The organism is Leptolyngbya sp. FACHB-671 (assembly GCF_014695745.1).
Lineage (GTDB): Bacteria > Cyanobacteriota > Cyanobacteriia > Elainellales > Elainellaceae > JAAUTN01.
In genome coordinates, this window is sequence record NZ_JACJOV010000095.1 from 22,763 (window position 1) to 36,897 (window position 14,135).

General features: G+C 46.4%; 13 protein-coding genes. 3 read left to right on the forward strand and 10 right to left on the reverse strand.

Annotation, left to right across the window (positions count from 1 at the left end):
- Positions 1-205: 205 nt before the first annotated feature.
- Positions 206-1,141 (reverse strand): DUF2382 domain-containing protein, encoded by a 936-nt coding sequence (locus tag H6F93_RS12810; protein WP_190681236.1) that lies wholly within the window; start codon positions 1,139-1,141, stop codon positions 206-208.
- A gap of 200 nt (positions 1,142-1,341) precedes the next feature.
- Here H6F93_RS12810 and H6F93_RS12815 point away from each other — a divergent pair, with 200 nt between their 5' ends.
- Positions 1,342-2,010, forward strand: coding sequence for a bifunctional 4-hydroxy-2-oxoglutarate aldolase/2-dehydro-3-deoxy-phosphogluconate aldolase (locus H6F93_RS12815; protein WP_190681238.1), 669 nt, complete (start codon positions 1,342-1,344; stop codon positions 2,008-2,010).
- Here the strand turns inward: H6F93_RS12815 and H6F93_RS12820 are convergent.
- The 9 genes from H6F93_RS12820 to H6F93_RS12860 all read right to left on the reverse strand — a co-directional run bounded on the left by H6F93_RS12820 (position 1,967) and on the right by H6F93_RS12860 (position 11,975).
- The gene (locus H6F93_RS12820; RefSeq protein ID WP_190681241.1) at positions 1,967-2,788 is read right to left on the reverse strand and encodes an ABC transporter permease; all 822 of its coding nucleotides are present in this window, start codon (positions 2,786-2,788) and stop codon (positions 1,967-1,969) included. The two genes, H6F93_RS12815 and H6F93_RS12820, sit on opposite strands and share 44 nt — an antisense overlap.
- Positions 2,788-3,609, reverse strand: a complete 822-nt coding sequence (locus H6F93_RS12825; RefSeq protein ID WP_190681243.1) for an ABC transporter permease — start codon at positions 3,607-3,609, stop codon at positions 2,788-2,790. Before H6F93_RS12825 ends, H6F93_RS12820 begins: the two co-directional genes overlap by 1 nt.
- Positions 3,606-4,595 carry an efflux ABC transporter ATPase subunit, DrrA-related gene (locus tag H6F93_RS12830; RefSeq protein ID WP_242043429.1) on the reverse strand — a complete coding sequence of 330 codons (990 nt, stop codon included), beginning with the start codon at positions 4,593-4,595 and terminating at the stop codon, positions 3,606-3,608. Before H6F93_RS12830 ends, H6F93_RS12825 begins: the two co-directional genes overlap by 4 nt.
- Positions 4,596-4,791: 196 nt before the next feature.
- Entirely contained in the window at positions 4,792-5,382 is a 591-nt protein-coding gene (gene hpsJ-C, locus H6F93_RS12835; RefSeq protein WP_190644300.1) for an HpsJ-like protein, cyanoexosortase C-associated, read from the reverse strand.
- Between the two features lie 233 nt (positions 5,383-5,615).
- Positions 5,616-6,245: a PTPA-CTERM sorting domain-containing protein gene (locus H6F93_RS12840; protein ID WP_190681245.1), complete on the reverse strand. Its 630-nt coding sequence runs from the start codon at positions 6,243-6,245 to the stop codon at positions 5,616-5,618.
- Between the two features lie 636 nt (positions 6,246-6,881).
- On the reverse strand, positions 6,882-7,661 hold the full coding sequence (locus H6F93_RS12845) for a WecB/TagA/CpsF family glycosyltransferase (protein ID WP_190644298.1): 780 nt from the start codon (positions 7,659-7,661) through the stop codon (positions 6,882-6,884).
- A 629-nt stretch (positions 7,662-8,290) separates the two neighbouring features.
- The gene (locus tag H6F93_RS12850) at positions 8,291-10,054 is read right to left on the reverse strand and encodes a GumC family protein (RefSeq protein ID WP_190681247.1); all 1,764 of its coding nucleotides are present in this window, start codon (positions 10,052-10,054) and stop codon (positions 8,291-8,293) included.
- Positions 10,055-10,339: 285 nt separating this feature from the next.
- A complete protein-coding gene (locus tag H6F93_RS12855; protein ID WP_190681249.1) occupies positions 10,340-11,377 on the reverse strand; it encodes an MBL fold metallo-hydrolase in 1,038 nt (345 codons plus the stop codon).
- Between the two features lie 25 nt (positions 11,378-11,402).
- The gene (locus tag H6F93_RS12860) at positions 11,403-11,975 is read right to left on the reverse strand and encodes an NAD(P)H-dependent oxidoreductase (protein WP_190681252.1); all 573 of its coding nucleotides are present in this window, start codon (positions 11,973-11,975) and stop codon (positions 11,403-11,405) included.
- Between the two features lie 76 nt (positions 11,976-12,051).
- On the opposite strand from H6F93_RS12860, the gene H6F93_RS12865 reads away from it, so the two are divergent.
- Together H6F93_RS12865 and H6F93_RS12870 are read left to right on the forward strand one after the other, a co-directional pair.
- Positions 12,052-12,954, forward strand: a complete 903-nt coding sequence (locus H6F93_RS12865; protein WP_190681254.1) for a LysR substrate-binding domain-containing protein — start codon at positions 12,052-12,054, stop codon at positions 12,952-12,954.
- Positions 12,955-13,155: 201 nt separating this feature from the next.
- Positions 13,156-14,130: a glycosyltransferase family protein gene (locus H6F93_RS12870; RefSeq protein ID WP_199313682.1), complete on the forward strand. Its 975-nt coding sequence runs from the start codon at positions 13,156-13,158 to the stop codon at positions 14,128-14,130.
- The last annotated feature ends 5 nt before the right edge of the window (positions 14,131-14,135 follow it).

The following is a 14,135-nucleotide window of genomic DNA, read 5'->3' on the forward strand; positions in this document are numbered from 1 at the left end:
CTTACAACCAAATAGGTTCGCTTGACCTAAAAATGAGTTCGAGTGGTGCAGGACTGACCTACACCACTCAGAGTTTTTCTCACCTAAGACTCCACCCTAAGATGCCAGTTTAGAAATTCTGAATCTTATCTTGTTGGAGGGTAGAGTTCCGCTAGAGATGTCTCCAGGTTTTACCTAGAGACACGATTGGCTAGGGGAGTCCGTTTTATACCGAGCGGCCGGGGCGGTCAGAGCGCTCAACGATGGGTCGTCCTTGGGTGTCGATATCCAGTTCTTCACGACGAATTTCTTCTTGAGCTTCGACGGTTTCGTGGTCGACCTCTTTGCGGATCTGGACTTCTTCCCGAACTACGGCTTCCTTGCGGATATCAGGAGTTTCTTCGTAAACTTCCATCCGTGCTACTTCTCCATCTTGGAAGTCGTGGGTGCCTACTACTGCTGCACGCGCATCGGTAGGAGTAGTACGCTCAACGATTACTCGCTCTTTCTCAACGGGCACTGATACTCGTGCAGTCTGAGTTTCGACGTGCTTGCCAATCGCTACTTCGCCTGTTTTGACACGGCTCTTGTTAGCGACTAAACGCTCCTCATAAAGGCGTAGTGGCTGATCTTCAATTTCGTTGCGGTTGTACAGAGCGTGGTCGCGATCGTAGCTGTATGCATCGCGATCGTAAGTGCTATCGACCGCAGAAGCACCCATCGCAGAAGTACCTGTGAGTGGCTGTGTGCTTGCGTCAACGGATTGAGTACCAGGTAGCGTACTGGGTTGAGCAGCAAGGGGACGATATCCACTTCTCACGCTCTCTTCGTAATCCTGATCGACTTTGAGGTCGTCGGTAAATGCGGGTAGATGTTCTACTTGCTCTTTGGTCAGTCCATCTACATAGATGCGACGTGCGTCATAGTCAAAACGAGCCATGCCGATGGGCAGTAGGACCTTTTTGCCAAAAACCCAAAAGCCTGTGTCTACGATCAAATAACGAAAGCGCCCTTCTTGCTCGTCAATTAGAGCGTCTTTAACAGAGCCAATTTGCTCGTCGTTTTGGCTGTAAACGTTGAATGAATCAAATGGAATTGCATCGCTATCGCCAAAGCTATTGCGATAATCTGGATAAGCTTCTTTGAATTTAACTAAAGCCATGTTGTTCTTCCTAAAACTAAACTTCGGTCTATACCCGTCTAGGTTATGAAAATGCTGACTGCGATTCATCTCCCGCCTGGCTGACGTGGCACTTGTTAAATTTCGGAGCAAAGTCTCAATTATTGAAGTGACAACTAGGCTAAAAGGTAGACGCAGTAATGTGGTTTGGTCTTTAGCCAACAAATTTTGTTTTTAGAGGTATGTTTAAGAGCGCTTGGCAGAATTTGGTGCAACAGCAGCGGGCGATCGCCGTCATTCGTGTACCCCAGTTAAGTTTGGGACTTAGTATGGCTAGAGCGATCGCCGCTGCAAATATGAAACTAATTGAAATTACTTGGAATAGCGATCGTGCAGGTGAGTTGATTCAACAGTTGCGGGATGAGTTACCTGATTGTGTAATTGGTACAGGTACTTTACTCACGCTTGACCAATTAAAAGATGCGATCGCCGCTGGAGCTGAGTTTTTGTTTACCCCGCATGTCGATTTGAATCTAATTGAGGTGGCAGTTGCCCAACAGGTACCAATTATTCCAGGGGCATTTTCACCCACAGAAATTGTTACGGCCTGGCAAGCCGGTGCCGCGAGCGTGAAAGTATTTCCGGTGCAGGCCCTAGGAGGAGCTGACTATATTCGCAGCTTGCAGGGTCCATTGGGCAACATCCCCCTGATTCCAACAGGTGGCGTAACAATCCAGAATGCCAGGTCATTTTTGGATGCAGGGGCGATCGCAGTGGGGCTATCGGGGCAGTTGTTTCCCGAGGAGGCGATCGCCACTCAAAACTGGGAATTGATTACCCAGCAGGCCCAACTATTGCGACACAATCTTACGAATTACGTTTCTGATACGCCCGAATCGCCAGAGTGCTAAATACGGCAGTCAGCGCTGCACTCCACAGTAAGGACTGAATCACATATTCAACATAAGGGCCACCGAATGATAGCCCTCGCATGGCTTGAGCTACAGCAGAAACGGGATTGAGGGACACAAACCCCTGAACCCATTCGGGAAATCCTTCTTTGGGGACGTAGCCAATGCTAAGAAAAGTGAGTGGCAACAACCAGGGAGCCATGGCCGCCTGAACGGTTTCAGCAGATTTGGCTTTTACGGCTAGAAAGACTGCCACCCAGGAAAAAGCAGAGGTGAAGACGACAGGAAGGAGTAGATAGAGCAGACTGTTGATGAATCCATTTTGGAAGCGAAATCCGATTAAATGTCCCACTAAAGTGATGAAAGTGACCTGAACGAGGAGCCGTCCGGCCCCACCTAAAATGCGTCCGGCTAACACGGCAGAACGGGCGATGGGCAGGGTGCGAAGTCGAGATACCATGCCGCTTCTAAGGTCATAGTAGAGTGCGGTTCCTGTATTGATCGTGCTAAACAACAATCCCTGAATTGTGCTAAGTGGTACCAAAAACTGTGCGTAGTCTGTGTAAGAGCCATTTGGCACCACAACCTTTGCAAAACTGGCTGTAAAGATAAGCATCAAGAAAATAGGAAAACCAGTTGAACCAATGATCACAGCCGGATTTCTCAGATCTAATAGTAGGTTGCGCTGAGTCACAATGGCAATGTCATGCAGGTCGCGAAAGAGTCCACCTTCTTGTCGGATTTCAACCAGTTGAGCGGCATTCAAAGGAAGCGTCATCAGGAAATCCTCCGGTAAAGCCAGATCGCAGTAAATCCGAATCCAAATAACAGCACAATTAACCAGCCGATTGACCACAGCAACGGAATCAGCAGCGGTTCACCACTAGCCAGTGCCCTGAGAGCCGCTGCAATATGACTCACAGGTTGAGCTATGACAAAGGGCTGAAGCCAATTTGGAAAGTTTTCGGCAGGGCTAAATCCACTGCTAAGCAATAGAAAAGGAGCATAAGGAACAATCACAAGAGATTGCACCAGATCAGGTTTCTTTAGCCCCAAAGCGAGGAGAGAGTAGCCAGTGACAGCGACGGTGGTAAAGAATAAAGTGAGTAAAATGTATCCGATCGCAGACAACACCCCTGCCTGAAACCGAAAACCATAAAGGTAAGCAACGGGAAGTAGAATGGCGATCGTGACAATTGCCCTGGCCAAGTAGGCAATTAGTAGCCCACCTAGAACAGCCGCCCGTGAGATCGGCATTGCCCGACAGCGTTGCAGCATTCCTGTATCAATATCACCTGCCAGGTTGCTAGCAGAATTCATTGCAGTAAAAAACATCGCTTGAAGCGTGATAATGGGCACCAGGTATTGGATGTAATCAATGTTTTGAGCAGACATTGATCGCTCAAAAGCAAGCAGGAAGGCAGTCAGAAACACAATAGGAAACACTAACACACCAGTAATGACGGCTGGCTGACGACTCAGCCGAATTAAGTTGCGCTGACCAATGATGAAACTATCGGCGATCGCTCTACTAATTCCGGCTTCACACCGAACCTTCACCAGTTGTTTGGCTTTAGCCTGCAAGTCGATCGCAGTCATATGGTTTCTCCTGTGGTGTGTCCGGTCAGGGCAAAAAACACATCATCCAAACTGGGACGACAGAGAGAAATATCAGCCAGGGTAATGCCGATAGCATCCACCCGACGAACCACTTCAGATAAAGTTGTGACACCATCGGGTGCAGCCAGAGTAAGTGTTCCGGTGCCTGCAATATCCCCTAACCCAGATAGCGCTCGTCTCACTTTTGGCTCATCCTTGGGGTCTGCCAGTTCCAGTTTGCAGAATGTCCCACCGACGCGATTTTTTAGATCATCAGAAGTGCCTTCTGCAATAACGGTGCCGCGATCGATCACGACAATGCGATCGGCAAGCTCGTCTGCTTCTTCTAAATATTGTGTGGTTAAAAAAATGGTGATACCGCGTTTTTTTAGCGCGACAACCATATCCCAGAGTTGACGACGGCTGCGTGGGTCAAGCCCCGTAGTTGGTTCATCCAAAAACAGCACCAGCGGCTCAGCTACAATACTGGCTGCTAAGTCCAAGCGACGACGCATTCCACCCGAAAATTCCTTGACCCGGCGATTGCCTGCCTCTAGTAGCTCAAACTGTTGAAGCAGCTCTGTTGCCCGTTTTGCTGCCGTGTTGGCAGAGAGTCGCAGCAATCGCCCAAACAGAATTAGATTTTCGCGGGCAGTCAATTCTTCATCAACCGCTGCAAACTGACCCGTTACGCCAATTAGCGATCGCACCGCAGCGGGCTGTTTAATGACATCGTATCCGGCGATCGTGGCATACCCTTTATCAGGCTTGAGCAGGGTTGTCAGGCAATTAATTGTTGTGGTTTTACCTGCTCCATTTGGTCCCAGCACCCCCAACACTGACCCAGGAGGCACCGAGAGATTAATGCCCTGTAAAGCTTTTGTCTTGCCAAAGCACTTTTCTAGCCCTCTGGCTTCCACCATTACATCCATTATGAGTCCGCTCGCTACTCCAGTAAGTCTAGAGTAGACGAACGGCAATCGCATCCTCCGGATCTCCATAGGCAGGATGCAATACCAAAAGCAAAGATCTGCAACTCCTCAAAGAAGTCGCAGATCTGCTTCCTTGAAGACCGGACGCGATCGCAGCTGTAGGTTAACAAATTAGTTGCAGGGATGAACAGACGTTCGTCCCTGCAGCAAGTATTTCTAACATGAAATCGTCTTATCTCAATTAACGCTATTAACGCTGTCGCATTCCGTAGCGTCCCAGGCTAACTAGCCCAATTCCAATCACAACCAGGTTACCAACGGTGGAAAGTCCAGCTTTCAAAATTCCAGTTCTAGCATTTTGTCTAAGCGTCTCGGCACGAGTTGTGAGCATTTGGTTAACTTGCTGTCGCTCCTCTGGACTGACTTCAGCCGCCGCCGGGTCATTTTCAGATGCTTCTAGTTGCGTTTGCAGTTCGGCAGCCTGGGTAGAAATGTTGGCGATCGCCTGCTGTTGTAGAACTAGACTATCTCGCAAAAGCAAAATGCAGGAAAGGTGAAAGACAACACCAATAATTAAACAGCCCATTGCCAATTGCTTCAGCCATTGGCGACTATCAAGGCTGCCAAACATCGTGAGGGCTGCGCCAAAAAGTAGAATAATGCTGCGATCGCCAATTTGCTGCATAAACCCAACCCGCCATTCTAGGCTACCGAGGTTAGGTGGCAGTGCCAGCAACAGTAAATCAAACAAGAAACCAGCCAGACAGGTGAACCCAACAATGCGGCAGAGGTTTCTGGCAGCGTAGGGGTGAGCAAAGTTGGGGGCAGAGATACTTGCCATAGAAGTTAAAGGATTGGTAGGGGAAAAAACTGCTGTAAACTGGACTGCAACACACAAACTTAGAAGAAGTTAAAGGGAGGGATAGCTGCGTCGGAACGGCTTCCAAAACAGCTATCCCTATCAACCTTGACTAGTAGAACAGTTCCAAATGGAGTAGTTATTAGTTACCTACACAGAGGAACTAACGTTTAAAGGACCGTCTCTAAAGGCAGAGCATTTGATCACCAATCAATCTATGCTTCTGCTTCTACCTGCTCATTCTCTTCAGCATTACGCTTCCGCAGCACAGCTGCACCCATGCCGATCAAACCGGGGAGCAGAGCAGGAGTGGGAATTTCATTGCCTGCGACGATAGTGACGGAGTAGCTATTCTGATTATTCCCCATGAATTGAGTGGTTAGACGACCAGTTCCTATGGTGTTGTCAGCAAAAAGTCCACTAAACTCATACAACTCTTTGGTAGAGTTATATGCAAAGGAAGTTAGGTTGAAGTTGAAGGGGCTATTTTCACCGAAGTACAAGAAGTTGTTAATAGCCGTAAAGCTTGCTACAGAGGAGATGTCTTTGACTTGACCAACCGTTATTGCTCCGAGGAATGGAAGATTCACAGATGGCAATCCGGTGAAGCTACCTGTTTTACCGCTAACGGCAACAGAAAACTCACCAATGTCCTCACCAGTTAAGGTATCTACAGCGCCATTGTACAATTTGAAATCCAAACTCTCTGGGCTAACAACAGCGTATCCTGTAAAATCTAGTTGGCTACCAAACTCTAGAGCTTCAGCAGGAGAAACCGCTAGTGTGGAGCCTGTGAGTACAGTGGCAGCGATCGCGGTCTTAAGAGCAAATGATTTGAAATTCATGCTTAACCTACCTAGTGTGTGTGCTTGTTCGGGTTGAAGGGTAATGGTTGAACCTGAGTCAGCTACCGAGGTTTTCGTAAGCTATTCTTTGCGAATAGTCTTAAAAGCTTCGTAGCTAGCGGCGCACCTTGGGTAGAGAATTAGCACCTGAGAGAAATACGTAGGGCTTAAAAAAACGCATCTTGCAATAAGTCAATTGTATGTGACTGTACTGTAGCCACAAGACATATTGCGTGGTTTCACGGTATTTTTACACTCACCGTCCTCTTGTTAAAGAAACCACTTATTTATCAAATGTTCCTCGTAAGTTGACTAGTCAGTATATTCACCTCTTCTCCATTAAAATCAGGGACAAGTTTTCATTAAGTAGGACACATTCTTAATTTTTTAATTCTTGGTCTTAGTTTTTTAATTCTTGGTCTTAAAGTTGTTCTAAAGAGTTTTTCCCCTACGTTTAGCAAACAAAAATCGGCAAGTTATTTAAGTTAGGAAAAAGAGGGGAGGCAGGGCTTAGCCCTGCCTCCCCTCTTTTTCCTAACCTGTATAGCTGCAACTGTAGAATGGGCGATCGCGCAAAAACAAGGAGCATAGGCCCCTTGTTTATTAGTGAGTATGTGACTTCAAAGGATTGGTGATCTACCCTTGAGAGCGTAACAACACTTTGGGTTGTTTAATCAACTGCTTTGTCGCCAACCACAAAAACAGAGGAATCGTCGTGCTGTAGCGTTTCCAGAGCCGACGAGGTTCTTGAATGAGTCTGTAGAACCACTCCAGACCCATTTCTCGAACCCAACGAGGCGCTCTCTTGCAAATACCTGCATAAACTGGGAAAGCTCCACCTAAGCCAATCATGACCGCGTGAATTTTGTCCTTATGCTCTGCCATCCAGCGTTCCTGTTTTGGACAGCCTAATGACACCAAAACCACACCTGCACCACTCGCATTAATTTTTTGAATCAACGCCTCATCTTCCGCTGGTGTAAGGGGTCGGAAGGGTAACGGTTCCATTCCAGCAATTTGTAGGTCAGGAAATTCTTGATTTAGCTTTGCTCTCATCTGATCAAGGATAGGCGTCTCAGAACCTACAAAGAACAGTCCAACATCAGTTGAGGGAGCAGCTTTACAAAGAGCTAGTAGGATGTCTAAACCTGCGACGCGGTCTTGATCTCGCACTCCCAACAGTTTCATCATCCAGACCAGCGGCATTCCATCCGGTGTAACCAGATCAGCGCTTTTGAGAACCTTGCTAAAGTCCTGGTTTAAATACGCCTCTGTCACCATGTGAACGTTAGCGACACAAACAACTTTACTGAGATGTTTGCTAGCCCATTCCAAAATTACTTTTATTTGCTCGTCGAATGGTGAAGCGGTAACGGGGGAATTGACCACACTCACCTTTTTAAGGGGTGGTTTCACAGTATGACTCCTCTATCCAATAACTGTTTTTTTGCTTTTGGATGCAGCGTTAAATGCGTCCGCTACGGTTCAGCCACCCTGTGAAAAGGTCAATAACAGACCTCTTTGACCAAACGTGTGTTTGCAAAAGAAATTGAGGTTAATGGTAGAAGTCCTGTTTGCTAAGTTGTCCTGAAGTTGCAACACACATTCAGGAATGTAATTAGCAATAGCTGTGGCAGTTCGGCACCAGAGAGAAGGTAGATGGAGGGGTAATGAACGACATTGAGCATAACCTTGAACAATGTCTAACTATCTATGTCTACGTAAAACCACTAGCCTATCCGGAAGATTATTTTGAAGTTAAGTCGGATTTGGGCACAGTTGATAAGAATTTTTGAGCTCAACCCTAAGCAGGCTGATTCGTAGCTTTTGTAACTCAAAAGTGAATACTTCGAGCAGCGGCAGAGCGATTAAGCAATGGTTTAGCTGCTCGTCAACTACTGATCCACACTAACAAAATATACCGAATTACATGAACATACTCATCCTTTCACATCCTATTTCATGAAGAGATGCGTAAGAATTGCGATCGCCTCAAGCATTAAGCTCAATCCTTGAAAAATCATCAGCATCGTAGCAGTTTATACCTAACTCGCGAAAACGAGTTTAGGTTCGGAAGCCGACTCTTCAGAAACTAGTTCTGCAGTAATGGTTAGGGGTGCCGAAGTCCAATCTGATTGATGCGAGTGAGCATCTGCTTGGAATTGAACGGGTTGTGATTGCTGAAATCCTGCTGGCAGTCTCAATATGGGATAGCAGTTAGTCAGCATAGTTTGCCCTTTGGTATGTTGTTCTGTATTCAGACCAACGTACCGCGCCAGCATTGCCAGCCTGGATTGGATGTCAAGGTGAGTGATGGTAGTTTTGGTTTGAATAGCAGAGTTAAGGGATTTACGTCTGTCAAGGGCGATCGCCGCTCCAGTCGCAAGCAACATGCTAAAGGCAATTCCTGCACTTAAATCACGCTGGAGATTAGGAATTGTGGGTGCAGGTTGACCTGTTTGATCGTGAATTAATTCTGGTGGAGCAATGACTTCCCAGGCAATTTTCTGCTGAGCAGCCTGCGGTTCTAGCTCTTGCCGCTTCGCAAGATACTGGTTTAAAGTGCTAGTGGCAGTATGCAACTCCTGTTCCACTTGTGAGTGTTGACGAGACAGCGCTGCCCACTGTTCCGTTTGCTGGACCAGCAGCGTTTCCGCTCGTTCAAGGGACTGTTGACGAATTTCTAGAACCTGGAGGTATTGAGTGGTTTCAATCCAACGTAGGGCCATTTCTGGTGAAACAGGCATTTCCACCGACTCTGTGATTGCAATCGTGGGATTGGTGGATAAGTAACTGAGTGCAATCTGTCGAGCTTCCAGACGCATTTGTAGCTGCAACTCACGATGCTCTTGCTGCAAAGACTCGACTTTTTCAGCATTCACTTGGAAGCGAGTCGATTCTTGGGCAATTTCTAACTCTACGGTTCGGAGCTGGTCGAGCAGCGTTTGATAGCTAGATGACTGATTTAACAAGGTTTCGGCGATCGCCGAATCAGGCAAACCCATTTGCTGCTGTAACATTACCTGACTGCTGCGAATCTTCGGCAGAGTCGTTTGTAAGGTTGCCTGCTGGTTTGCAATTTCGCGAGAAAAAGCAGACAAGCGTTGCCCTTGGGCATCTGGATCGCTTAAGCCATGCTGTTGCTGAAACCCCTGTAGCTGCTGACGCAAATCTTCCACCCTTTGCTGCACCTGGGGAATCTGAGCATCAACAAATTCGAGTCCTTTACAAGCACCTGATTGGCACTGTTGTCCATAGTTCAGGTAAGCATCCACAACCTGGTCTAGAACAACCTGAACAGTTTCAGGATCTGCATCGCGATAGGTAATCTCCAACATTCCTGGTGCTTCAAGCTGGGCAATGTGCAAGTTGCGGCTCAAAGCATCATAGTCAAGCTCAATGTCTTGCGCTTGAAGCTGTTCAACGACCGGGCTAAGGAGTACAGCACTCCTTAAAACCTCAATTTGAGTATCATAATCAATCGTAGGAACCGCTGTCTCATAGCCATTGCTCAGGGCTTGGGCTTGAGGAGAACGGTTGGCGATCGCAGGCTCCACCGAAATCTGGAACTTTCCCTCATATTCGGGGGCGCGGCTCAAGATTTGTGCCAGATTTGCAGAAGTCACAGCCACTGCGAGTCCAGCCACAACTACTACACGCCGCTGTCCATCTGAAGTAAACCACTTTGAGGGAGATGGCTCCGGGTCAATGGGTTCCCATAAAGACGGCAAGAAACGAGAAGAGGGCTGAATTGAGTAGCTGTCCCTTCTAGAAGGTGACAACAGGATAGCCTGTGTGAGTTCTGTCATGAGATTCCCTTGACAGCATTACAGATGGTGTCTTTGCTTTTGGTAGACTTTGCCCCTGTGTCATCTTTCAAGCCCAAAAACGTGAATCAGGAAAGTTTTTTTAACAATCTCCTCAAACTCCTCAAAATCAGGAGTGAAATTCACGTGAAGTATTGCTGTTCTCTAATGAACTTGAGTAGAAGAACAGAGTTCCCCATACCCGCTTCTGAACTTCAGACGTAGAAATATAGAGACAGCCCGGAGTCCTTCAAAATAAGAGAAGGATTCTAGCGGACTTTATACGTTCTAAGGCTCGAATTGCCAGAGGGTAGGTTCCCATTCATAGCGATCGCCCCTTACACGAATGTGACCCACTGCAGGAAACGGCATGTGATAAGCACTCACCATTGTTCGATCTTGAGTGACCTGATCGAGTAGCCTACGCCGCGTTTCTGCTGCTTGTTGCGGGTTAAAGTCAAACCCAGTTTGCCATTCAGGATGTTCTAAATCAAACGCTTCATTGAAGAAGACATCAGCAGTGACCATCAACTGAGAGGCTTCAGATTTAATTTGTAATGCTGATTGACCCGGAGTATGTCCTGGTGCAGCGATCGCAGTAATGCCTGGAACAATTTCTTGATTAGGTTGAAACTGGCTCACTTTGTTGGCGATCGCCCCTAAATGCTTCTGTGCAGATGCAACAATACCTTGCTTGAAAGCTTCAGGAATAATTAGGGGTGATAAATCAATCGTGGGGGTTGTCCAAAACTGCCACTCGGCGGCTGAAATGTAATATTGAGCGTTAGGAAAGGTAAGTTGTCCATCAGGAGAAACAATCCCTCCAATGTGATCAGGATGAGCATGAGTAATGATCACCGTATCAATGTCTCGAGGTTGAACTCCTATACTCCGAAGATTTTGCGCCAGTTTTGCAAGCCCTGCTCCAAGCTCTATCCCTGCACCTGTGTCAATTAGGACTTGATGAGCGCCTGTATCCACATACGTTGCATTGAAATAGAGGGATAAGTCGCTAGGTGACCAAAATCGTTCTACCATTGCTCTCTCCACTTCTATCGGATCGGCTGTTGGAGCGTAGGTTGGCAGAGGAGGCAGTGTTAGTAATCCATCAGAAATCGTCGCAACTTTGAAACTTCCTACCTGAAACTGATAAGCTCCTGCGTTGGGAGTACTTTCCTCATGGGCTGCATTAACTGTCGGTGATTTCATCGGCAAAGTGAGGATGAGCGCAATGAGCAGAAAAGCCATTGTTTTAACAATCGTTCTGAAGTGCGATCGCTGCACAGCCTGAATGACTGCTCGAACTAATCGAATAGAAAGCGACATACATTGCTCCACTTAAATGTGAGTATTAACTCGCGACACATTGCTGCAAAAGTTGTTTGTACCAATTTGATGCCTGTAACAGTTGCTCATCTGAAATGGTTCCAGGAATTTCCAGCTCTTTCGGCAGAAATCCGTGAACGACGAAAGGTGTTTTGTAACTCATTCCGCAAAAATTTGCAGTTTGCTGAATCGGTCGCAACAGTTCACTCATCGTGAAGTTAACAGCTCCTCCTGCCACATACATCTCTGACAAGCCACCTGCTGTCACTACAGGCATCAACTCCTTTCCCTTAAGGGCTGTACCTGCTTCACCATAAGCAAAACCATAAGTGAGTACATCATCCATCCACTTCTTCAGCAGTGGCGGCACTGAGTACCATTGCAACGGATGCTGAAGCACGATCAAATCGTGGCTTCTCAAAAGCTCCTGCTCCACCTGCACATCAATTTGCCAGTTTGGATATCGCTCATACAAATAGTGAATCTTTACCGAGGGAATTTCCTGAACAGCTTCTACTAGTGCTTTATTGCCTCTGGATTCTGCAAAGTTTGGATGAGCCAAAATAACGAGTACTTTCTTCATGACTTGCTCTGCCATAGCTCTTCAAGTTCTAAGATATTGGCAGAATCGTTATATTGTCTAATAGATAATTGCCATAAAGGTTATCACTGAAGTGAATTACGAACAGCTTGATTTGAATCTGCTGAAGATTTTTGATGCGGTAATGACAGAACTCAACGTGACTCGTGCTGCCGATCGCTTGAATATGACACAACCTGCTGTTAGCAATGCTCTCAAACGCTTACGTCACTTGGTGAATGATGAGTTATTCATCAAAGTCCCAAGTGGAGTGAGCCCAACTCCAAAAGCGACAGAAATGTGGCAGCCTATTCGCGAGTCTTTAACTCAAATTCGTCGAACTTTTGAGCCAGTGGAGTTCGATTCTGCTGTCGAAAGTGCTAGCTTCACGATCGCCCTCAATGACTTTTCAGCCCATGTGATTTTGCCTGCTTTGGTCAACACATTGGAAAAACTTGCACCCAACATCAATTTGCGGACTATACCCAACACTCACATCAATGCTCCAATGCTGCTAGAACAAGCAGAGATTGACCTTGCAATTGGTGTATTTCTACAGGTCAATGCTCGTTTGCGATCGCACACACTCTTCACCTCAACCTGGGTCTGTGCGATGCGGCATAACCATCCACTTGCAGGTAAGAAGTTAACTCTAGCTCGCTACGTCGAAGCAAAACATTTGCTTGTAACCCTGACTGGAGAAACAACAGGTTTGCTTGAACCCTTCCTACAGGAACAAGGACTCACTCGCCGCATTGGACTGACGGTCAATCAGTTTTTTGTGGTTCCCCAAATTCTTATTAACTCGGATCTAATTGCAGTTTTGCCAACACGAGTGGTTGAACTGAGTGGAATGAGCGATCAACTTTACCTCACCGCTGTTCCCATTGAAATTCCTCTCTCCTCTGTGAAGATGATGTGGCATGAACGCAGCCATCACAATCTAGCCCAAGCATGGCTCAGGTCTCAACTGGCTAAAGTTTGCTCAGGCATTTAAGTAAAATTACTCAACTCAACCCCCAATCTGCATGAGCTATAATCCTACAAGCCCTTGAGGAGCTTAGGTTTTATCGTTCACAGAGAAAAAAGAGTGTTTTAGAGAATGACTAGCCATGTATCATTACCTACCTCCCTCAATGATGTTCCACTACCAGTAGAATTACCTCCACTTGTCCTGGTAGCCTTTACCCGCCCTGATTTGCTCAAAAAAGTTTTAGCAGCAGTTCGTCAACAATCACTAATGCCATCTAAGATTATTGGTTTTATTGATGGGGCAAGAAAAGCTGATGATGAACCTTTGATAGAACAGTGCATTTCACTACTAGAAGAGTTATCTACACTCGTACCTGTCCATATCGTTAAAAGAAATCATAATTTGGGGTGCGACCAAAACGTAATTCTGGGTCTAACAGAAGTTTTGTCCTCTCATGATTCCTTGATTTATCTAGAGGATGACATTGTTCCTAATCCACACTTTTATGATCGGATGTGTCGGCTTCTAGAAGCTTATCGACATCACCAACAGATATGTTCAATTAGTGCCTATGCAAGCCTACCAGCAGAGTTGAGTCCTCGGACTGATACAGACTTTATCGTGTCTAACCGTGTCTTTAGCTGGGGATTTGCAACCTGGGCTGATAGGTGGAAAGAGCTGAATTTAGCCAATCAATCAGAACAATACAATCCTTTTGGCGAGTTTTACAAAATTCCAGCTACCTCTCAAACTAAGAGAACAATGATCAACCAGTTTTGGTTGGAGAAAAATCGACAAACAGACTGGGTCATTACATTTACCCTTGCCGCTTTATATCACCAGAAGACGCATCTTGTCCCCACCACTTCCTTTACAACAAATATTGGGTTTGGTCATCCTGAAGCCAAAACTTACAAAGGCAAAGAACTAGCCTGGGTCAATGCTAGATATGATGCCAACTTTTGTCCCAAGCGATTACCAGTTAGCCTAGAGTTGCCAGAGGAACTGAGACATACTCTTAACAATACGAGCTTGACTCAGCACTTACTGAAGCAGGGGGAGTTGTGGCTTAACCCATCAGCTTTTCTATATCTAGCGAGACAGTCTAAAAATTTAAGTAATGTGTTGGCGCTTTTAAAGCTGTTCGTAATCCGTCTGCCTTTAATGTTAAAACGCTGGCGTAGAGGTCTACCTGTGTAAACTTA

Excerpts from the sequence above, each read along its gene's own strand:
- H6F93_RS12860 (WP_190681252.1), bottom strand. The coding sequence starts at position 11,975 with ATGGCAGAGCAAGTCATGAAGAAAGTACTCGTTATTTTGGCTCATCCA.
- hpsJ-C (WP_190644300.1), bottom strand. The coding sequence starts at position 5,382 with ATGGCAAGTATCTCTGCCCCCAACTTTGCTCACCCCTACGCTGCCAGA.
- H6F93_RS12815 (WP_190681238.1), top strand. The coding sequence starts at position 1,342 with ATGTTTAAGAGCGCTTGGCAGAATTTGGTGCAACAGCAGCGGGCGATC.
- H6F93_RS12830 (WP_242043429.1), bottom strand. The coding sequence starts at position 4,595 with ATGCGATTGCCGTTCGTCTACTCTAGACTTACTGGAGTAGCGAGCGGA.
- H6F93_RS12855 (WP_190681249.1), bottom strand. The coding sequence starts at position 11,377 with ATGTCGCTTTCTATTCGATTAGTTCGAGCAGTCATTCAGGCTGTGCAG.
- H6F93_RS12810 (WP_190681236.1), bottom strand. The coding sequence starts at position 1,141 with ATGGCTTTAGTTAAATTCAAAGAAGCTTATCCAGATTATCGCAATAGC.
- H6F93_RS12840 (WP_190681245.1), bottom strand. The coding sequence starts at position 6,245 with ATGAATTTCAAATCATTTGCTCTTAAGACCGCGATCGCTGCCACTGTA.
- H6F93_RS12820 (WP_190681241.1), bottom strand. The coding sequence starts at position 2,788 with ATGACGCTTCCTTTGAATGCCGCTCAACTGGTTGAAATCCGACAAGAA.
- H6F93_RS12825 (WP_190681243.1), bottom strand. The coding sequence starts at position 3,609 with ATGACTGCGATCGACTTGCAGGCTAAAGCCAAACAACTGGTGAAGGTT.
- H6F93_RS12850 (WP_190681247.1), bottom strand. The coding sequence starts at position 10,054 with ATGACAGAACTCACACAGGCTATCCTGTTGTCACCTTCTAGAAGGGAC.